We start from the raw sequence: 18,517 nt of genomic DNA, 5'->3' as shown, positions 1-18,517 counted from the left end.
CGCAGGTGGGACAGACAGGGACGACCGAGGTGGTGGCCGGCCGATGCCCTTCGCCTGACCGCGCGAACCTCAGACTCTTGCGACGGTGAAGTGCCGGTCGCCCTCTGGTGATTCGAGTTCGTCGATGACGGCAGCGGCGAGGTCCCCGGCGCTGATGCGCGCCTGGCCGTCCGCCCCGATGAGCAGGGCTGTCGTTCCGCGCTGGTACTCGCCGAGGCGGTTGCCGGGTTCGAGCACCGCCGGCGGGCTGAGGTAGGTCCAGTGGTCTCCGCCCTGGTTGCGGCAGACGTCGAGCTGGGCGACGCTGGCGGCAGCGAGCTCCTTCCACTCGGCGGCGACGAACTCCGGATCGTCGACTACGAGGATGTCGGCCCGGTTCGGGGAGCGCAGCGGCCCGGCACCGCCGACGATGAGCAGCGGCACCCTTGCGTGAGCGGTCGCTTGCAGCACTTCCTCCGTGATGGAGAGGAACTGCTGTGTCTGACCGGGTGTCGCGCGCACAGTGAGAACGGCTGCGTCGGCACCGCGCAGGGCACGGTCGAGGTCCTGCGAACGACTGGCGTCAATCGCCAGCGGATGCACCTCGGGGCGAGGTGTGTGTTCGGGGTGGCGGGAGGCGGCGATGATGCCATGGCCGCGGTCGGCCGCCTCGGCGACGATGCGGGAGCCGACCATTCCGGTGGTTCCGATGACGGTGATCTTCATACTGCGGGTTCCTTCTCTGTGCGGTTTGATGTGCGTGCACGGTTGAGTGCGGTCGGGGAGAGCTGTCCGCAGGCTAGTGCTGCCAGAGCGAGGACGAATCCGGCGATCTGCGCGAGGTTGAGGCTCTCACCGGCGAAGACGATGCCGAGTCCGGCAGCCACGAGCGGGGAGAGCAGTCCGAGCAGGGCGGTCGCGGTGACCGGCAGGCGTCCGAGGCCGCGAAACCACAGGGTGTAGGCGAGCAGTCCGCCGACGCCGCCCAGCCACAGATAGCCGGCGATGCCCGGGGCGTCGACCTGTGCGGGGACGCCTTCGATGAGCAGGGTGGGCAGGAGGAGGACGAGTCCGCCGGCACTCAGCTGCCAGCTCGCGAACCCGACCGGTCCGATGCCCGGCGGCAGTCCCCATTTCTTGGCGAGGATGACGCCGGTTCCCATCGAGGCGGCACCGAGGATGCCCGCTGCGATGCCGACTGGATCGAAACCGGCGCCGGGGCCGAGCACGACGAGACCGACTCCGGCAACGCCGACGAACCCCCAGCCCAATCGCCACACCGACAGACGCTCACCGAGGACGATGACTGCGAGGACGGTGACGAGGATCGGCTGCGCGGCTCCCAGGGTCGCAGCGACCCCGCCGGGCAGGCGAGCGGCTGCGACGAACAGGAGCGGAAAGAAGATCCCGATGTTGAGCGTGCCGAGCACCACTGCTTTCCACCACCAGGACCCGGCGGGCAGGCGGCGGGCGATGAGGAGACCGATGAGGCCCGCGGGCAGGGCGCGCATGAGCGCGGCGAAGAGCGGGTGGCCCGTCGGCAGGAATTCCGTGGTCACAAGGTACGTCGTGCCCCACACTGCAGGGGCGAGGGCGGTGAGGACGGTGGTGCCGACCCGGGAGCTCGCCGGAGTCGGGGTGGATGGGGTGAGTGTGGTCGTCGTTGTCATGACTCCAGCGTCTGCCTGAATCGTGCCATGAGTCCAACACATAGTTTTCATCGAATCCATGAACTGTCATCATGTATGAATGGAGTTGCAGCAGCTGCGCTATGCCCTCGCCGTCGCCGAGGAGCGGAATTTCACCCGAGCGGCCCAGAAAACCCATGTCGTGCAATCGGCACTCAGCCATCAGATCAAGGCTCTCGAACGCGAGCTCGGTGTCCAACTCTTCGCTCGGACCAGCCGACGGGTCGAACTCACCGAAGCCGGGCACGCCTTCGTCGCCGGTGCCCGGGCGACTCTCGACGCCGCGGATCGGACTGTCACCGAGGCGGTCGCGGCGACAGGGCAGATGCGTGGAAATCTGACGGTCGGGGCGATCCCGACGGTGACCCGACTCGACCTCGTCGCCGTGCTCGGACGGTTTCATCGGACGTATCCGCAGGTGAGCGTCGGATTGAGTGTGGGCGGCAGCGTCGATTTCATCGAGCGGATCCGTGCCGGGTCCCTCGACGCGGCAGTCCTCGGATTGCCGGAGGCGGCGGTGCCGACCGGGGTGGCAAGTCAGGTGCTGGCTCGGGAGAGGCTCGTGGCCGTGCTCGGTCCCGGGCACCGGTTCGCGCGGCGCAAGCGCCTGCGGTTGGCCGATCTCGCCGACGAGGCATTCGTCGACTTCCCCGCCGACAGCCCCGGTCGAGCTCAGTCGGATCGGGCCTTCGACGAGGCGGGGCTGACCCGAACGGTTGCGTTCGAATCGATGCTCGTGGACATGATGCTCGACCTCGTCGCACACGACCTCGGCATCGCGTTGCTTGCCCCGGCAGTTGTGCCGGAGGGGCGAGGACTGATCACCGTGCCCGTGGTCGACGGGCCGAAGCGCGTCGAATACCTCGCCTGGAGCGAATTCAATCCGAGCCCGGCGGCGTCGGCCTTTGTTGAGTCGGCGTTGGCGAGCCTTGGGGCGGAACAAGGTTGAGGAAGCGACACACTCACAGGCAGGAGCCCGCATGATCAGGCAAGACCGCACCGACGACATTCTTACCGTCACCATCGACAATCCGGGGCAGGCGAATGCGCTCACCGAGGACATGCTCGGACAGCTCATCGACGCCTTCACCGAGGCGGGTGCTCACGAGAGCCTGCGCGCGGTCCTGCTTACCTCGGCCGGCGGACGCGGATTCTCAGCCGGAATGGACACCGCACAATTCGCGCACACGAGTGCGTCGCGGGCGTACGCGACGATCAGCCGCCTCGGCGAGGTGTGCGAAGCGATCAAGGACTGCGCCCTTCCTGTCGCCGCCGCCATCGACGGCTACTGCATCGGCGGGGCCGCCGAGATCGCCGCAGCCGCGGACTTCCGCATCGGCAGCCAGGACTCCTGGTATTCGATGCCCGAGGTGCGCATCGGCATCCCCTCGGTGCTCGAATCGGTCAACCTCCACCGCCTGATGGGCTGGACGAAGGCGACAGAGTTCGTGCTCACCGGCAACTGTTTCTCCGCCGCTGACATGCTCGCCTGCGGCTTCCTCAACGACTCCGTCGACGGGTCGGTCGAGGAGCGCGCACTCGAGCTGCTGCGCGACACCACACGCGCCGATCGGGCCGTCATCGCGCAGCAGAAGCGACTGCTGCGGACGTGGAAGAACACCTTCGAGGCGCAGGCGATTGCCGATAGCAAGAAGGAGTTCGCGCTCGCCTTCGCCGCGAAGAACGAGACTGCCGACCCCGGCTCGGGCGACTCAGACCCCGAGGGCAAAGTCTGAGGTCGGGCAGAATGGTGGAAACGCTCAACGACTGAGGAAATTGCATGACAGACAACGAGGTCAGCCCGCTTCCCGAGGCCTTCTACCTTCCGCGCGGCGAGGACGAATTCGACTCCACACGTGCGACGACGAGCCCGTGGGATGAGGTGATGCAGCACGGCGGCCCGCCCGCCGCGCTGCTCGCCCGTGCCGTCGAACGAGTCCGTGAGGACGACGCGATGAGCATCGGCCGGCTGACGATCGACATGCTCGGCCCCATCCCGCAGGGTCGCATACGCACCGAGGCGACCATCGTGCGTCCGGGCAAGCGCATCGAACTCGTCGAGGCGAAGCTCTGGGCCGAGGACCGCCTCGCCGTGACCGCGACAGCGTGGAGGATGCGGTCCACCCCGGAATCCAGCGCCGAGGTGGCCTCGACCTTCGACACGTCCGCTGTGCCGGGCCCGCAGGAACAGAAGTACTTCCCCGGTATCAGCCCCGACTGGGGGTATGGCCGTGCCATCGAGTGGCGCTTCGTCTCCGGCGGTCTCCAGGAACTCGGGGCGGCCGACGTCTGGGTGCGACCGCGCATCCCGCTCGTCGCTGGTGAGGAGACGAGCCCGATCCAACGCTTCGTCATCGCTGCGGACTCGGCGAACGGCGTCTCGGCGGCGGTTCCGTTCGGCGAGTGGACGTTCATTCCGCCGTCACTGTCGCTGACCTTCGCTCGCGAACAGCGGTCGGAGTGGCTGAACATGAATGCCCGCACCCACGTCGGCCCTGATGGGCGCGGTGTCACGGACGGTGGTCTGGCCGACGAGCACGGATATGTCGGATCGGTGACCCAGCCGTTGCTCATCGCCCGGCTCTGAGGTTTCCCGCCAGTCATGGAATTCCTCGGACTCGTCCTCATCGGTTGCCTCGTCGGCCTGACCACCGTGCTCTTCGGGTTCGGCGGCGGCTTCGTCACGGTCCCGATCATCACCCTCGCCGATGCGGATCTCGGACATGACACGGCACGGGTGGCGGCGGCCACCTCGGCGCTGGTGATGCTCGTCAACGCGATCGTCGCGACGGTGTCGACGAAGCGATCCACACTCGCCCACCTGAAAGGGCGATGGTGGCTGCTCGGGCTGCTCGCGCTGGGCGGGGGATTGGGTGCGTTCGCAGGACGATTCGCACCGGACGCGCTGCTGCAGTGGGGGTTCGTCGCGTACATTGCGGCCACTGCCATCGATCTGCTCGCCCGGCCCGGATTCTTCCGACGCAAGGCCGCGGTCGTCGATGACGTTGGCGAAGTCAGCGAGGGAGGCCGAGGAATCGCCGCTGTCTGGGGTGTGCCGATCGGTGGGCTGGCTTCGTTCCTCGGTGTCGGAGGGTCGGTGATGACGGTGCCGATGATGCGCCGGTCCGGGGCGACGATGACCGTGGCCACGACCCTGGCTAACCCGCTGACCTTGGTGATCATGAGCCCGGCCGTGCTCGTGACGATCCTGACCCCGGCGGCGATCGATGCCCCGGGCATCGTGGGATCACTCGACCTGGTGGCGGCCGCGGCGCTGCTCATCGGCGGACTGCCGATCATCGTGTTCCTGCGCCGTCGGGTGCCGAAGATCCCCGAGATCCTCCACGCCTGGGGCTACTTCGTGCTGCTCGTGGCGGCCGGAGTGGTCGTCGCCGCGGCGTGAGGAAGCAGGTGCAGTCAGGCGTCTGCTGACGCCCTGCGATACCGGCTGGGGCGGATCCCGTACTCGCGATAGAAGGCAGTGCTGAGTGAGTATCCGCTGGAGTAGCCGACTTCGAGCGCCACGGATTCGACTGTCGAGTCGCTCTGTTCAAGGAGGTCGGCGGCCAAGCACAGACGCCAGCTCGTCAGGTATGTCAGAGGGGGCTCTCCCAGCAGTCCGGTGAAACGTCTCGCCAGCGTCGCTCGGGAGACGTTGGACTGTTCGGCCAGAGTCGCGATGGTCCATGGGTGCTGCGGGGAATCATGGATGGCGCTGAGCGCGGCGCCCACGGTCGGGTCGGAGCTCGCGCGGTACCAGCCTGGGGCCTGAACTTCGGGCATTGCGAACCAGTCCCGCAGCGCCGCAGCCAGCACGACGTCGAGCAGTCGATCGAGGATGACCTGTTGTCCGGGCTCTTCGCGCATGATCTCCGTCTCAAGAAGACCCAGCGTCTTCGTGCGCTGTGACTCGTGCGGCACGACGAATACCCGAGGGAGTGTCGTCAGCAGGCGGTCGGCTACGCGACCGTTCACAGTGAATGATCCGGTCAGCATAGTGTCATCGGCATCCAACTGTGTGCCGCAGGTCCGGGTCCCCAGCGCAATGCTGTCGGCCACACCTCCGTCTGCGGCAAGGCAGACTCCCGACTCCGTCTGGACGTACATGGGATCAGGAGACATTCCGGGGTCACTGGTGACCTCGAAAGGGGCTGTCCGACGACAACGGCGATGTCATGGGGCTTGAGTCGGTGAGACTGTCCGCCATCGACGATCCAGGCATCACCCCGGATCATGGCGACGAGCGTAAGAGAGGACTTCTCCGCGAACACTGCAGACCATGGCGGATTCGCCAAAGTCCTACCCAGCAGCGCGCCGGACGACCGGATATGTGTGAGCACATTTGTCAGAGCATCCACGTTGCCATTTTAGACGGTGGAGCATCTATCTGATCGTGTCACCTATTCTCCGTCTCGTGCGCCTCGTATGTAATTGAGTCATGAACTCATTTCATGAACCGATCTCCGGTCGCGCCCACTGGGTCTACACACATCCGCAAGCAGATTCGCTCAACAGGCACCTGCTCCAAGTCGGTCGATCCGCGCTGGCCGAAAAGTACGAGCTCACAGTGTCGGATCTCTACGCCGATCGCTTCAACCCGACGCTCGGTGAGCATGATCTCGGAAGTCTGTCCGGCGCCTGTGGGAACCTGGCGGAACTGACCGGCGAAGCATATGCCCGGGGTGAGGTCGAGTCGGAGGTGAGACGCGAACAGGAGCGGCTGGCGGCGTCCGAACTTCTGGTTCTCCAGTTTCCGCTGTGGTGGTACGGGCCTCCCGCGATGCTCAAAGGATGGATCGACCGCGTGCTGCAGACCGGTTTCGCGCAAGGCGACGTCGATGACTCCACCGGGCTGCCGAGACGCTACGGCGACGGTCGGCTCATGGGCAGGAAAGCACTGATCATCGTCACAGCAGGAGACGACAGTCGAACACTGGGCCCACGCGGAATCAGCGGCGACCTCGAATCACTGCTCTTTCCGCTGACACACGGTGCACTGTGGTACGTCGGGATCGAAACCCTCGACCTCCACGTAGTCTATGACGCGGATGGGCTCGGTGCCGACGGCAGAGAACGGGAGGCCACGCGACTGACCGCTCGGATCGCGGGACTGCGCGAGGAACGTGCGCGTCCCTACCGTCGAATGCTGGGCGGAGACTATGACCGGTCCACTCGGGCGCTGGTCGACAGCGTCCATCCCGGACGCACGGACCTGACGATCCACCGGGCCGGTTGACCGAGGCTGTTCGACCGCTCGCCTCAGCCATGTTCCTGGCCAAAGACCGCTCGCATGAGCGCCGAGCGCTCGCCTCAATCCGCAATGCGTGTGCGCTAGAGGCTAACTCGAGCGGTCGACGAGGGTGGGTCAGAGAATGTGCTCAGTTGTCCCAGCGGCGCCTGCGCAGAATAGGTGGCAGGCCGAAGTAGATCGGCGGGCGGGCTGAGGCCGGACGCGCAGTTTCCGAAGAAACAGCCAGTGGTGACAGTTCTGTCGTGAAAGCGTTTCCCGCGACAGTCGCACCTTCCGTGCCGCTTCCGGAATCACTCTCATCGCTTCCGCTCGTGCCCAGCGCCCACGCGCTTTCCCAGCTGATGAGTTCGCCGGCGTGGCAGACGGGGTCGCCTCCGCTTGACGGCGGCTCGGCCCACGTCCACAGGTTGATCCCGTACTCCATGAGGACGAGCTTGTCGGAAGCCTCCCGAGACGAGTTCTCCTTGACCAAAGCCGCCCGCAGCGTCGCCGAGGCGTCTTCAAGATCCGTCCACCCGTCCTGCCGATGTGGCAGGAACACCCACGTCCCAGCGGGGACGTGATCCGGCGTGACCTCGTCGACGACTGCGATCTCAATCGAGTCCCCGAACTCATCGAGCATTTCCCCGAAGCACGCACGGGCCACTTCGGGGGAGGGCGCGACGATGAGGAGGTATGCCGCCTCGGCGCGCACCTCATCCAGTGAAAGACGCGTGAACGGATTCGCACGCATCGACCCGAGCACCTGCGTCCAGTGCCCCGGCACCGTCCCATCGGCAAGGAACCCGCTGGTGCGCGGACGCTCCTCATCGTGTCGCATCGAAAATCCTCCTCGCCGAGGCCGCCCACCCTTCCCTCCCATCATGCATCCACCCGCCGGTGGAGTCAGATGGGATGGTCAGCGGGAGGTCTGCTGGCACGTTTCCGCGTATCTAACGAATGGGATACGTTCCGGCCGACCGTGTACCATCGGCGCGCCGCCGGACCTACACTGATCGGAGTGGATCGAGCAGCGGCATTCATGTCGGCTCGGTCCACGACCACGTCTGAACCATCTCGCGCCACCAGCGAGCCTGCACGCCCGAAAGTCCATGCCCTTGCTCTCTTCCTCACGCCGCACACTCGCGGCACTCGCAGCAGTTCTGTCCTTCGGTCTCCTGGCCGGATGCGCCGAGGATGCCCAACCGGCCGTTGATACCTCCTCATCCAGCGCCGCCGACCCCACACCCACACGTGAGGCCCCGACGCCGAGCGCCGACCCTTCGACATCGACGACAAGCGATGACACCGGCGAAGCCAGCGAAGAGGACGAAGGCCGCGCGGGCAGCGCGGCGACGGGGACCGCCTCGGCGATGTTGGACGACCTCACGGTCAAGGGCCGGGCACCGAAGACCGGCTACGACGGTGACCTGTTCAAATGGCGTGCGGACACCGACCACAACGGCTGCGACACCCGCAACGACGTACTCCGCCGAGACCTCACGACCATCACCCTCAAGGCCGGAACTCAAGGATGCATCGTGCTGGCCGGGACGCTCGACGACCTCTATGCCGGCGACACCTACGACTTCGACCGGGGCGCGAACGCCGTCGACATCGACCATGTCGTCGCCCGATCGAACGCCTGGCAGACCGGGGCCTTCAAGTTCGACGAGGAGACGCTGAAGGAGTTCGGCAACGACCCGCTCAACCTGCTCGCCGTCAGCTCAAGCCTCAACCGGCAGAAAGGCGACGGCGACGCCGCGACCTGGCTGCCGCCGAACAAGAGCTTTCGCTGCGAATACGTCGCCCGACAGATCGCGGTGAAGCACAAATACGAGTTGTGGGTGGTTCCCGCCGAGAAGGCCGCCATGGAACGTGTGCTTGTGAAGTGCGACGACCAGCCCGCCTTCGCCGAGGATGTCGACTGGCCCGGTCCCGGCGACGGTGACAACGTCACCACGAAGGAAGAGACCCGCCCGGCGAAGCAGAAATCCTCGAGCTCAGGATCGTCGAGTTCATCGAGCCCGGGATCGTCGTCGAGCGGAACCACGAGTGGATCGTCCAGCAGCTCCGGCTCGTCGTCCTACTTCGAGAACTGCACGGCCGCCCGCGAAGCCGGTGCCGCACCCGTTCGCCGAGGCGACCCCGGATACGGGTCCCACCTCGACCGCGACGGCGACGGAGTCGGCTGCGAATAGCGGAGGCGTCACGCTCACATTCGTATGGAGCCGAAGCGCGGACAGGAAACGGTCGCGATGCCGGCCGTCCGCCTCGGCGAGGGATGGTGTGCACGGGTCACAGTTGCTCGGTAATCTGAAGTCGAACACCGTCGCAGCTATTACTGCCGACGGCTGCCACGATCATCGACGATGAGGAGATCCCCATGTCCGGGCTGGATACCGCCCTGACTCCGCTGCGCTTCCTCGAGCGCTCGCTCGAGGCACACCCGGACCGGGAGGCGATCGTCGACGGGCCCCGCCGCTTCACCTACCGGCAGATGGCTGAGACCGTCCAGAACCTCGCCGAAGGACTCGTCCGCCGTGGATTGAAGCCAGGGGATACGGTTGCGGTGCTCGCCCCTAACAGTGCCGAGGCGCTCATCGCCCACTACGCGGTCCCGTTGGCCGGCGGCGTGCTCGTCATGCTCAACACCCGACTGGCGCCGCCCGAGGTGGAGTACATCCTTGGCCACAGCGAAGTGAAGTTCTTCTTCGGCGATGCCGGACTCCTCCAGCCGGTCATCGATGCCGGAGCTGCGAACGCCGTCGACACCATCGTCGTCCACCCCGACGAGGACGGCACCCCAGGTGAGGTGGCCGCCGCGGATCTCAGCGTGGAAGCGTATGCCGACTGGACCGCCTCGGCGCCGGAATCATCGCGAGCCTACGAGATCGAAGACGAAACCGCGACGATCACCGTCAACTACACCTCGGGCACGACGGGCCGGCCGAAGGGCGTGATGTACACCCACCGCGGGGCGTACCTGAACTCGCTCGGCGAGGTCATCACGCAGGACTTCCCGGCTCTGACCAAGTACCTGTGGACGCTGCCGATGTTCCACTGCAACGGCTGGTGCACGACCTGGGCGCTGACCGCGGTGTCGGGCACGCACGTGTGCATCCGAGCCGTGCGTGGGCCAGAAGCCTGGCGGCTCATCGACGAGGAGAAGGTCACGCGGATGGCCGGTGCTCCCGTCTTGCTCAACACCATCGCCGGGGCCAAGGAGGCCCACGACCTGGGTGGATCGCTGTCGATCACCACGGCCGGCGCCCCGCCGTCGCCGACGACGATCGCCCTCCTCGAGGGCCTCGGCATCGAGGTCATCCATGTCTATGGGCTCACCGAATCCTACGGCCCGTACTCCTCGTGTGAACCGCAGCCCGAATGGACGGGCCTGCCCGTTGAGGAGCGCGCGAAGCTGAAGTCCCGACAGGGGATCGGCATGATCAGCGCCGAGCGAATGCGCGTGGTCGAACTGCGCGACGACGATTTGCTCACCGACGTGCCCCGCGACGGGGTGACGATGGGCGAGATCGTCATGCGCGGCAACAACGTTATGAAGGGCTACCTCAATGCGCCCGAAGCCACCGCCGATGCGTTCCGCGGCGGCTGGTTCCACACCGGCGACCTCGCCGTGATGCACCCCGACGGGTACGTCCAGATCCTCGACCGTGCCAAGGACATCGTCATCTCCGGCGGGGAGAACATCTCCACGATCGAGGTCGAGCAGGCTCTCGTTGCCCACGAATCTGTCGCCGAGGCGGCCGTGGTCGGAATGCCCGACGAGAAGTGGGGACAGCGACCGTTGGCCTACGTCGTCCTTGCGCCCGGCAACGAGGCGACCGAAGCCGATCTCATCGCATTCGTCAAGACCCGAATCGCCTCCTATAAGGCTCCGGCCGGAGTCGAATTCGTCGAGGAACTGCCGACGACGTCGACCGGCAAGATCCGCAAGAACGCACTGCGGGAGATGGCTGGGAGCTGAGGTTCAGGCCGATTCGAGAGGGAAGACCAACAAGCTGCTCGTTGCCGTCGCGACGGTCTTGCCTGCTGCGTCAACGACCTCACCCTCGGCGAAGGTGACCCGGCGTCCCGGTTTGGTGACTCTGCCGGTGGCGACCAGAGGGCCGCTGTCGGCGGTCACGGGCCGCAGGTAGCTGACGTTGATGTCGATCGACGTGTAGCCCATACCTGCGGGCAGCAGCGAATGCGCGGCACATCCGAGGACCGAGTCGAGCAGGGTGCAGACCAGACCGCCGTGGACCACTCCGATCGGGTTGTAGTGGGACTCGTCGGGATGGCAGGTGAAAGTGACCTTGCCCCGCTCCACCTCGGTGAATTCCATTCCGATGTGTGCTCCGATGGGAGCGCCGGGAATCTCGCCGTCGGCGATCTTCTGGAGGAAGTCGAATCCGTCGAGGTGGGGAAGCTGCTTGAGACCGATGGCCGGATCGCCCCAGGTCACGGTCGTTTCGCGAAGTTTCGGCTCAGCCTCGGTGCTCATCTCAGTTGCTCCCTTCGGGCATGGGGACGTTCTGGAGGCGCAGCTGGCCGCGTGAGAGCTGCTTGCCGCTGGCCGCATCCGTGATGATGATCTCCCAGAGCTGCTGAGTGCGTCCCTGGTGAAGAGCGTTGCCCTCGACATTGACGCGGGCTCCCGTGCTCGGGCGCAGGAAGTCGGTGGCGTTGTGGACGCCGACGGCGAACTCGCCGCGCTCAGCCACGGCGTATGAAGCGCCGATGCTGCCTGCGCTTTCGACGATGGTCGTGTACACGCCGCCGTGGATGACGCCCCATGGAGTGTGGTGATTCTCGTCGAGCTCGGCATATCCCCGCACCGAGGTGGCCGTCACCTCCTCGACGACGAAACCGGAAGCCGCGACGAATCGACTTGCCTTCTCCAGCGAGACATCGGGGGTCTGGGCGGCCTGCGCGTCATCAGTCATGTGTTCTCCTTCGATCTGACTTGTTATTATGAAGTTAGCCTAGGGCGTCGACGACGGTCAACCGAAGGAGGGGGACATGGAATGGCTCGAATACGACTCAGCTGCCTGCTCGATCCGACGCAGTCTTGATGTCATCGGACAGAAGTGGACGTTGCTCATCCTGCGGGATGCGTTCAACGGTGTGCGGCGATTCGATCAGCTGCGCGACCACCTCGGGGTCTCCGATCCGGTGCTCGCCGAACGTCTCCGCACACTCGTCGCGGCCGGTCTCCTCGAGCCCGCGACCTACAGTGAACCGGGTCGGCGAGCGCGAAAGGAATATCGACTCACTGACAAGGGCCGCGATCTCTATCCCGTGCTCATCGCGCTTCTCCAGTGGGGCGACAGGCATTGCTCAGGGCCGGACGGCCCTCCGGTAGACGTGACGCACCGCGACTGCTGCGAACCGGTCGAGGCGAAAGTCATGTGCGCGGCCGGACACGAGCTCACCTCGCCGAGCGAGGGCCAGACAGCGCCCGGCCCCGGTGCAGAAGTGAGAGCGTAAGTCCTCCCGGCCCCGGCGCTCTGGCGAAGCCGTAGGCTGCTCACGCGTCGGTTCAGCAGCTCACGCGCTGTTTGGGCAGGTCACGCGAAGAGCGCGAGACCGAACACGACGAAGATGATGAGATGAGCGGCACCTTGGACGGCGGTGACCTTCTTGCCGGCGAACCCGATGATGGAGACCAGGAGCGTGATCGCCAGCAGCGCGAGGTTGATCGGTGACTCGGCGAGTACGATCTGCTGATCGGTGAGCATACCGATGACCAATACCGTCGGTATCGTCAGTCCCACCGTGGAGACCTGTGCACCGTGGCAGAGGTTGCTCACTCGCTGGATCTCGCCATTCCAGGCCGCCCGCAGAGAGGTGAGGGTCTCGGGTAGGAACACGATCATCGCAATGACCACCCCGGATAGTGCCACCGGAGCGCCGAGGCGGCCCAGGCCGTCATCGAGCAACGTGGCCATGTCGTGGGAGAGCAGCACGATCGGCAGCACCGTGGCGACGAGGAGGACCAGCCGGAGGACGATCTCCACGCGGTGGGTCGAGAGGATCTCGACGATTCCGTGAGACGCGTCGTTGGTCTGGTCGGCCGCCTCGGGTCGGGTTGATTCGGGCCGGCCGGCCGCTTCGGTGGGGGAGGACTGCGTCGTTCCGGCAGTCGATGAGGCGCCCGCCGAAGCAGACCCGACGGGGGCCACCTCGGTGAATTCGTGGGCCTGCGGTCCCATCTGGCGGTAGAGGAAGAAGGCGTAGGAGCCGACGGTGACCACGATGATCGGGATCTCCTGCCAGATCTCGTATGCGCCATCGGGGGTGCCGATGAGGGCGGGCACGGCGAAGGCGAGGGCGGCGAAAACGACGATCATGACCAGGTAATTCGAGACACCCGTGCGATTGTGGGTGAGTGCGCCGTGGCGCAGTCCGCCGACGAGCAGGCAGAGGCCGATTACGGCGTTGAGGATGATCATCGATACCGCCATCACCGAATCGCGGGCGATCGTCGCGTGGTCGCCGGGGCCCAGCAGGACCGCAGCGATGAGGATGACCTCGATGAGGCAGATCGAGATCGTCAGCACGAGCGAGCCGTAGGGATCGCCGAGGCGGTTCGCTAAGTGCTCGGCTTCGGTGACGACTCCGAAGGCGCAGATGAGGATGACCGCGATGATGACCACGAGTGCGGTCACGAGCAGCGGCAGGGGGACCGGCGGGGCAAGCAGAGAGCCCATGAACTGCAGGGCGATGAACATGCCCCAGCCGAGGACGAGTCGCAGAATTGCGGTCGGCGTGATGATGGTGCGGAGGGCGGCGGTCATGAAAGGTCTTCCTGTCTCTGAGGCCGTCCTCATCGTGAGTCTCACGCAGCCGGGTCGTCCCGACTGGTTCCTTCCGCTTTCAGGTTATCCAGGCCCGCCTGGCCCGGCAAATCCGGTGACCTGCGGCACCGGATGGCTTGGGGTGCGGGTGCGGCTCGAGCGCGCCGTCGGCCAAATTGGGGTGCGCGTTGGTGGGCGCGAGCCTTTCGTCGGAGCGCACGTTCTGGTTCTGTATAGGGTCCTCGGAAATGGCCACTTTCCTTGCTGTGAAATTCAGAGCAGGGTGTATTGATTCGCTGGATCGGGCAGCCGCTACGGCACGGTTTGAGTTGAGTGGCCCACGTTTGAAACAGTGCTACTCGTCGTCAACTGTGCCCTTGCCAGCACGTTGCCGCTCACCGCTGCCGCACGTGGTCGACGAGCCCGCTCACCTGTGTCGCACGTGGTCGACGAGCCCGCTCAGTGCTGATGTGTCGGAGCCGTTCCGTATCGCGTCGCGATTGCTGAAAGGAATGCCCGACTGCAGACCCCGCCCGCCGCAGGTGATCGCTTCGCCGAGCAGGCTCAATCCGATGCTCAGTGTCATGGGGCGAACGGCTTCTTCGGCGCCGATGAGCTGAGCTCCGAAATGCAGGCCCAGCCCTGCCAGCAGGCTGCAGGCCCAGATGATCATCGTTTTCACCGTGTATTTCTGGTGGAGAGTCCCGTCTCGTTCGAAGAGGATCGTGGAAGCTCCGCGCAGCATTCCGAAGCTGACACCGACCACCACCGAGGCGGTCAGGAAGGTGAGGTTCGCCGGTGTCCAATGGCTGAATCCCCACAGTTCCTTGACGGCCAGTCCCAGCAGGATCAGCGGTGGAATCGCGAGATCCTTTGCGTCGACGGGCTCTCCGCGGAAGCGTCGAACGATGACGACGACGATGACGGCTACAACCCCGAGGATGATGAGGAGGGGTGACATGGGTGATCTCCTTTGATGTATTAGCATGTGCGTGCCAAAACGATAGCATGATGTGGCAGGGGTGTGCTATAAAAGATCTATGCCGAAATTCGTCGACCCTGTTCAGCGCCGTGAGTCTATTGCCGATGCGCTCTTCGCCATCGTCCTCAGGCAGGGGCTCTCCAAGGTCTCGCTGCGGACCATCGCCGATGAAACCGGCTTGGCCATCGGCTCCATCCGGCACTACTTCTCCGGCGCCGACGGGATCGTGCGCTTTGCGCTCGAAACCCTCGTCGAGCGTGTCGGAGATCGGCTGGAAACGCGACTGGCCGACATGCTTCCCAAACTCGATTCCGGGAACATCGATCACGATCAGGCCAAAGAGCTGACGGTCGACTTCCTCTCCGAGCTGCTGCCGCTCGACGAGACACGGCGGCGGGAGTCAGTGGTGTGGCTGGCCTTCGAAGAGGAGGCGCGCACGACGCCGGAGCTTGCCGACGTCTTCGAAACGTCCGTGCGCGGCACCCGTGATCTCATGGCCCGAGTCGTTGAGAGTATGAGTGCCCGCGGGGTCCTGCACACGGGCCTCGACGCTCAAGCCGAAGCCGAAACCCTAGCCGCTCTTATCGACGGGTTGACCCTGCGTTCGGCGCTTCACCCCGAGGTCCTGGACCCCGAGCGTGCTCGCGAGCTTCTGGCTGCGCATCTCGAGCGTCTGCGCGCCTGACCTTGGTCATGGGGCGCTGCACGCAGAGTTCGCATATTCAGACGGTGGGCGAACTTCGCTCTTGAACGATCAGAACCCGTAGGCTGCGTCCCGTTCCTCCCGGATCGTGGCAAATGTGCGGGTGAGTACGACCGTGTCCTCGACGAGGCGGTCGAGGCGTTGGAGGACGTCGTGGCTGACGATCTCGCCGCGGTGCAGGTCGCTCTCGCCGACGAACACATACGGCTGGACGACCTGCGCCTTCATGTACGTCAGGATCGGCAGCAAGTGCTGGGCCGGAATGAGATAGTGCTTCGATGAACCGGCCGTGGCGATGACGCCGACGACCTTGTCGAGGAAGGCACTCGTCGGCAGCAGATCGAAGACGTTCTTCAGCGCCGCCGGGATCGACGCCTGGAAGATCGGGGTGCCGATGATGATCGCATCCGCGTCCATGAGTTCCCGGGCCACCCGACCGGTATCACCGGTGTACTCGGTGAAGTTCCGACCGTCGGCGAAGACCATGTCCGCCGCGGCGAGATCGATGACGCTCACTTCGATGGTGGAGTCATAGGTGGTGACCGCCTCGGCGAGGTGATCGATCACGGTCCGGGTCTTCGTCCCGACGTTCGAGCCGGACAGCAGAATCATCTTCATCGGATGGCCTCCTCTGCGGTGTACTTCTTGACGGCGGGCAGGATCTCGGTGCCGATGATCTCGATCTGCTTCATCACGTCGGCATAGGCCATCCCGCCGAAGTCGACCTGTGCGAGATAGCGCTGATGACCGAAGACCTCATGCTGGTGGAGGATCTTCTCGATGATCTGCTGAGGGCTGCCGATGTTCGCGATGCTCGCCGGGTGGACGCTCTGCGCGAAATGCTGCTTGGGCATGCCCTGCCCGTTCGTGCGCTTCATCCCCTCGTTGATGTGCGGATACATCGCCTGCAGCGCCTCTTGCGAGGTCTCCGCGGCATGGAAGAATCCCGCCGTGGCGATCGGCAATGTGGCCGGATCGAATTCGGCATGCGCGGCCGCGCGACGGTAGGCATCGACGGTGCCCTTGAACACCGAGGTGGTCCCGCCGAGGTGGGCCATGACCATGGGGACCCCGGCCAGTCCCGCCTTCACCGCGCTCGCCGGTGCCCCGCCGACGGCGCGCCAGATGCGCAGCGCCTGCCCGGTGGGGCGGGGGAGGACCTCGGCGTCGTTGAGCGGAGCCCGGAACTGCCCGGACCAGGTCACCTGCTGTTCGCGGTTGATCTTGAGCAGCAGATCGAGCTTCTCCTCGTAGAGCTCTTCGTAGTCGCGCAGATCGTAGCCGAGGAGCTCGAACAGACCGACCCGGGAGGCGCGACCGGCGACGAGCTCGGCACGACCGCCGGAGATGAGATCGATCGTCGCGAAGTTCTCGAATACCCGGACCGGGTCCGAGGTCGACAGGATCGTCGAGGAGCTGCCGATGCGGATCGTATCCGTGGCTTGGGCGATGGCACCGAGGATGACGGCATGGGCCTGCGAGGCGAAGAACTCCTGATGGCTCTCGCCGAGGCTGAAGAAGTCGATTCCGGCTGCCTCGGCGGCTTGGGCGTAGCCGATGAACTCGTGGACGCGCTGGCCAGCGTCGACGCGTGATCCGTCATGCGGGTCCGGCAGATGGTCGCCGAGGCTGTAGATGCCGAACTGCAGTCCCTGGCCTTGGTCGAAACCGAACTCGTGCATATAGTTCGGCTGCTGTGACGGCAGGGATTCAGTCGTTTCGGAATGCTGCTGAGGGGTGGTGTGCAGCTGCGCGGACTCGCTCAAGGTGTCTCCTCGTGACGGTGACGAAAATGTCATTTGCCATGTCAACTGAGACGGCCACGGGATTATTCCCGCGGGTTCTCGCCGCGCTTCCGGCTGGTGTCGTAGAGCTTCTTCATCAGTGCGTGCAGCTGCCCCTTCTCGTCCTCGCTCAAGGAATCGTCGAACAAAGACGCCTGCTGTTCCTGCTGCGAGGGAAACGCCCGTTCGAGGAGTTCGCGGCCCTTGGGTGTCAGCGAGATGTGTTTGGTCTTCCAGTCCTGTTCGCGAGAGATCAGGCCCTCGGACTCGAGCCGGGCGAGCATGCGGGAGATCCCGCCGCTGCTGACGGTCAGTCCTTCGGCGAGAGCGGACTGCGTGATCGGCTCGAAATTGCGGATATGGGCAAGGGCTTCGAACTGGGCGACGGTGAGCCCGAACTGCCGCAGGTGCTCATTGGAGAGCTGGTTGCTGTTCTGGACGAAGCGGGCCATGCGCAGCCAGATCAGCGTGCTCAGGCTCAGATCATCCACCGCTTCTCCTTCTCCTGATCGCGTAGCTGCCGCTGACGTCGTGATCGCCGCGAGCGGCCATCCCGACCTGCCCTCACATTACCTGCGGCGTGCGAGGGGTCGGAAATGGTCCGCGGCGAGGGTGGTGACGGCGTTGGGCAAGCCAAGTGCCTGGCGTTTGCTGTAGCTCAGGCGTCAGCGGCCACGGCGCGAGATGCGCTCGAGCGCTTACGTCCCTTGCCTGCCTTGCCGGCGAAGAGAAGGCGGTCGACGCTCAGACGGCCAGGACCTGCAGCGGCAATCAGCAGAGCGCCTGCGGCCAGTGAGGCGACGAGCTCCCAGCCTCCCTGATCGACGAACGGGGTCGGGGTGAGGTGGACGATGATCAGGGCGCCGATGACATTGGCTGCCAGCAGGAATCCGACGATGGGAGTGAGCGCACCGAGGATGAGCAGTGCTCCGCCGATGAGTTCGACGAAGGTCGCGACCGGGGCCGCGATATCGGCCATCGGCACTCCCATCTGCGCAAACGAATCGCTCGTTCCGGCGATGGTCCACTCGTTGAACTTCTGCCACCCGTGGGCGATGAAGATCGCGCCGAGGCCGATCCGGGCAATGAGAGTGATGATGTCGCGGGCAAAGGTCGGCAGTCCGGTCGTTGCGTACACGGTGATCTCCATGATTGGTTGAAATTGCAATCACACGGTATGTGCCGAACATGGCAATACGCTGGCAATCCCTTATCGCCAACGAGGCAAAGCAGCGAGAGCAGCCCTCAACGATTCGTCCCTTGCGCTGCCGTCTCTTCCCCGCGACCCGGGGTCGTGCCGTCTCTGGTCATCCCCGACCGGAGTGGGACAATGGTGGCAGTAGCCGTG

At 65.2% G+C, this 18,517-nt stretch carries 21 protein-coding genes and 1 pseudogene; 9 read left to right on the top strand and 13 right to left on the bottom strand.

All coding sequences use genetic code 11. The features are described 5' to 3' along the window. Positions 1-69 precede the first annotated feature (69 nt). Positions 70-705, bottom strand: coding sequence for an NAD(P)-dependent oxidoreductase (locus tag ACOZ9V_RS15150; RefSeq protein ID WP_434591379.1), 636 nt, complete (start codon positions 703-705; stop codon positions 70-72). Continuing rightward, entirely contained in the window at positions 702-1,649 is a 948-nt protein-coding gene (locus ACOZ9V_RS15145; RefSeq protein WP_218973628.1) for an EamA family transporter, read from the bottom strand. Before ACOZ9V_RS15145 ends, ACOZ9V_RS15150 begins: the two co-directional genes overlap by 4 nt. Before the next feature lie 79 nt (positions 1,650-1,728). On the opposite strand from ACOZ9V_RS15145, the gene ACOZ9V_RS15140 reads away from it, so the two are divergent. Genes ACOZ9V_RS15140 through ACOZ9V_RS15125 form a run of 4 tightly spaced genes read left to right on the top strand, consistent with a single transcriptional unit; the run spans position 1,729 to position 5,070 of the window. Then, positions 1,729-2,616 carry a LysR family transcriptional regulator gene (locus ACOZ9V_RS15140; RefSeq protein ID WP_139468220.1) on the top strand — a complete coding sequence of 296 codons (888 nt, stop codon included), beginning with the start codon at positions 1,729-1,731 and terminating at the stop codon, positions 2,614-2,616. 31 nt (positions 2,617-2,647) lie between these two features. Beyond that, on the top strand, positions 2,648-3,403 hold the full coding sequence (locus ACOZ9V_RS15135; protein ID WP_139468221.1) for an enoyl-CoA hydratase/isomerase family protein: 756 nt from the start codon (positions 2,648-2,650) through the stop codon (positions 3,401-3,403). Positions 3,404-3,447: 44 nt separating this feature from the next. Next, on the top strand, positions 3,448-4,254 hold the full coding sequence (locus ACOZ9V_RS15130) for a thioesterase family protein (protein ID WP_434591374.1): 807 nt from the start codon (positions 3,448-3,450) through the stop codon (positions 4,252-4,254). A gap of 15 nt (positions 4,255-4,269) precedes the next feature. Continuing rightward, positions 4,270-5,070, top strand: coding sequence for a sulfite exporter TauE/SafE family protein (locus ACOZ9V_RS15125; RefSeq protein ID WP_434591371.1), 801 nt, complete (start codon positions 4,270-4,272; stop codon positions 5,068-5,070). A 14-nt stretch (positions 5,071-5,084) separates the two neighbouring features. On the opposite strand, the gene ACOZ9V_RS15120 is transcribed toward ACOZ9V_RS15125, so the two are convergent. Both ACOZ9V_RS15120 and ACOZ9V_RS15115 read right to left on the bottom strand, forming a co-directional pair. Then, complete coding sequence (locus ACOZ9V_RS15120; RefSeq protein WP_434595418.1) at positions 5,085-5,450, bottom strand: helix-turn-helix domain-containing protein; 366 nt, start codon at positions 5,448-5,450, stop codon at positions 5,085-5,087. A 60-nt stretch (positions 5,451-5,510) separates the two neighbouring features. Continuing rightward, a pseudogene (locus ACOZ9V_RS15115) lies at positions 5,511-6,007 on the bottom strand (cupin domain-containing protein); the annotation flags it as partial. A gap of 98 nt (positions 6,008-6,105) precedes the next feature. On the opposite strand from ACOZ9V_RS15115, the gene ACOZ9V_RS15110 reads away from it, so the two are divergent. Continuing rightward, a complete protein-coding gene (locus ACOZ9V_RS15110; protein WP_434591368.1) occupies positions 6,106-6,903 on the top strand; it encodes an NAD(P)H-dependent oxidoreductase in 798 nt (265 codons plus the stop codon). A gap of 142 nt (positions 6,904-7,045) precedes the next feature. On the opposite strand, the gene ACOZ9V_RS15105 is transcribed toward ACOZ9V_RS15110, so the two are convergent. Then, positions 7,046-7,738 (bottom strand): hypothetical protein, encoded by a 693-nt coding sequence (locus ACOZ9V_RS15105; RefSeq protein ID WP_181270683.1) that lies wholly within the window; start codon positions 7,736-7,738, stop codon positions 7,046-7,048. Between the two features lie 277 nt (positions 7,739-8,015). Between ACOZ9V_RS15105 and ACOZ9V_RS15100 the strand changes: the two genes are divergently transcribed. Together ACOZ9V_RS15100 and ACOZ9V_RS15095 are read left to right on the top strand one after the other, a co-directional pair. After that, complete coding sequence (locus tag ACOZ9V_RS15100; RefSeq protein WP_434591365.1) at positions 8,016-9,098, top strand: GmrSD restriction endonuclease domain-containing protein; 1,083 nt, start codon at positions 8,016-8,018, stop codon at positions 9,096-9,098. A gap of 185 nt (positions 9,099-9,283) precedes the next feature. Further along, complete coding sequence (locus ACOZ9V_RS15095) at positions 9,284-10,885, top strand: AMP-binding protein (protein WP_434591362.1); 1,602 nt, start codon at positions 9,284-9,286, stop codon at positions 10,883-10,885. A 3-nt stretch (positions 10,886-10,888) separates the two neighbouring features. On the opposite strand, the gene ACOZ9V_RS15090 is transcribed toward ACOZ9V_RS15095, so the two are convergent. Together ACOZ9V_RS15090 and ACOZ9V_RS15085 are read right to left on the bottom strand one after the other, a co-directional pair. Next, complete coding sequence (locus tag ACOZ9V_RS15090) at positions 10,889-11,404, bottom strand: PaaI family thioesterase (protein WP_181270680.1); 516 nt, start codon at positions 11,402-11,404, stop codon at positions 10,889-10,891. A 1-nt stretch (position 11,405) separates the two neighbouring features. Next, positions 11,406-11,846, bottom strand: a complete 441-nt coding sequence (locus ACOZ9V_RS15085; RefSeq protein ID WP_376905869.1) for a PaaI family thioesterase — start codon at positions 11,844-11,846, stop codon at positions 11,406-11,408. A 76-nt stretch (positions 11,847-11,922) separates the two neighbouring features. Here ACOZ9V_RS15085 and ACOZ9V_RS15080 point away from each other — a divergent pair, with 76 nt between their 5' ends. Beyond that, positions 11,923-12,390, top strand: a complete 468-nt coding sequence (locus ACOZ9V_RS15080) for a winged helix-turn-helix transcriptional regulator (RefSeq protein WP_259357483.1) — start codon at positions 11,923-11,925, stop codon at positions 12,388-12,390. Between the two features lie 80 nt (positions 12,391-12,470). Here ACOZ9V_RS15080 and ACOZ9V_RS15075 read toward each other — a convergent pair whose 3' ends face one another. Then, positions 12,471-13,700: a calcium:proton antiporter gene (locus ACOZ9V_RS15075; protein WP_434591358.1), complete on the bottom strand. Its 1,230-nt coding sequence runs from the start codon at positions 13,698-13,700 to the stop codon at positions 12,471-12,473. A gap of 427 nt (positions 13,701-14,127) precedes the next feature. Beyond that, positions 14,128-14,661 (bottom strand): hypothetical protein, encoded by a 534-nt coding sequence (locus ACOZ9V_RS15070; protein ID WP_434591356.1) that lies wholly within the window; start codon positions 14,659-14,661, stop codon positions 14,128-14,130. 79 nt (positions 14,662-14,740) lie between these two features. On the opposite strand from ACOZ9V_RS15070, the gene ACOZ9V_RS15065 reads away from it, so the two are divergent. Next, a complete protein-coding gene (locus ACOZ9V_RS15065; RefSeq protein ID WP_434591355.1) occupies positions 14,741-15,367 on the top strand; it encodes a TetR/AcrR family transcriptional regulator in 627 nt (208 codons plus the stop codon). Positions 15,368-15,436: 69 nt separating this feature from the next. Here ACOZ9V_RS15065 and ACOZ9V_RS15060 read toward each other — a convergent pair whose 3' ends face one another. The 4 genes from ACOZ9V_RS15060 to ACOZ9V_RS15045 form a co-directional block, all read right to left on the bottom strand. Continuing rightward, positions 15,437-16,003, bottom strand: a complete 567-nt coding sequence (locus ACOZ9V_RS15060) for an NADPH-dependent FMN reductase (protein WP_434591353.1) — start codon at positions 16,001-16,003, stop codon at positions 15,437-15,439. After that, entirely contained in the window at positions 16,000-17,151 is a 1,152-nt protein-coding gene (locus ACOZ9V_RS15055; RefSeq protein WP_434591351.1) for an LLM class flavin-dependent oxidoreductase, read from the bottom strand. The genes ACOZ9V_RS15060 and ACOZ9V_RS15055 overlap by 4 nt, the downstream gene beginning before the upstream one ends. A 62-nt stretch (positions 17,152-17,213) precedes the next feature. After that, positions 17,214-17,660: a MarR family winged helix-turn-helix transcriptional regulator gene (locus ACOZ9V_RS15050; RefSeq protein ID WP_434591349.1), complete on the bottom strand. Its 447-nt coding sequence runs from the start codon at positions 17,658-17,660 to the stop codon at positions 17,214-17,216. Positions 17,661-17,827: 167 nt separating this feature from the next. Beyond that, positions 17,828-18,307 carry a DoxX family protein gene (locus ACOZ9V_RS15045; protein WP_229663991.1) on the bottom strand — a complete coding sequence of 160 codons (480 nt, stop codon included), beginning with the start codon at positions 18,305-18,307 and terminating at the stop codon, positions 17,828-17,830. Positions 18,308-18,517 lie beyond the last annotated feature (210 nt).

Origin of the sequence: Brevibacterium sp. 1718, from assembly GCF_051131255.1 — a bacterium.
GTDB classification, from domain to species: domain Bacteria; phylum Actinomycetota; class Actinomycetes; order Actinomycetales; family Brevibacteriaceae; genus Brevibacterium; species Brevibacterium sediminis.
The sequence above is the reverse complement of the archived record's forward strand: the minus strand, read 5'-3'. Positions and strand labels throughout refer to the sequence as shown.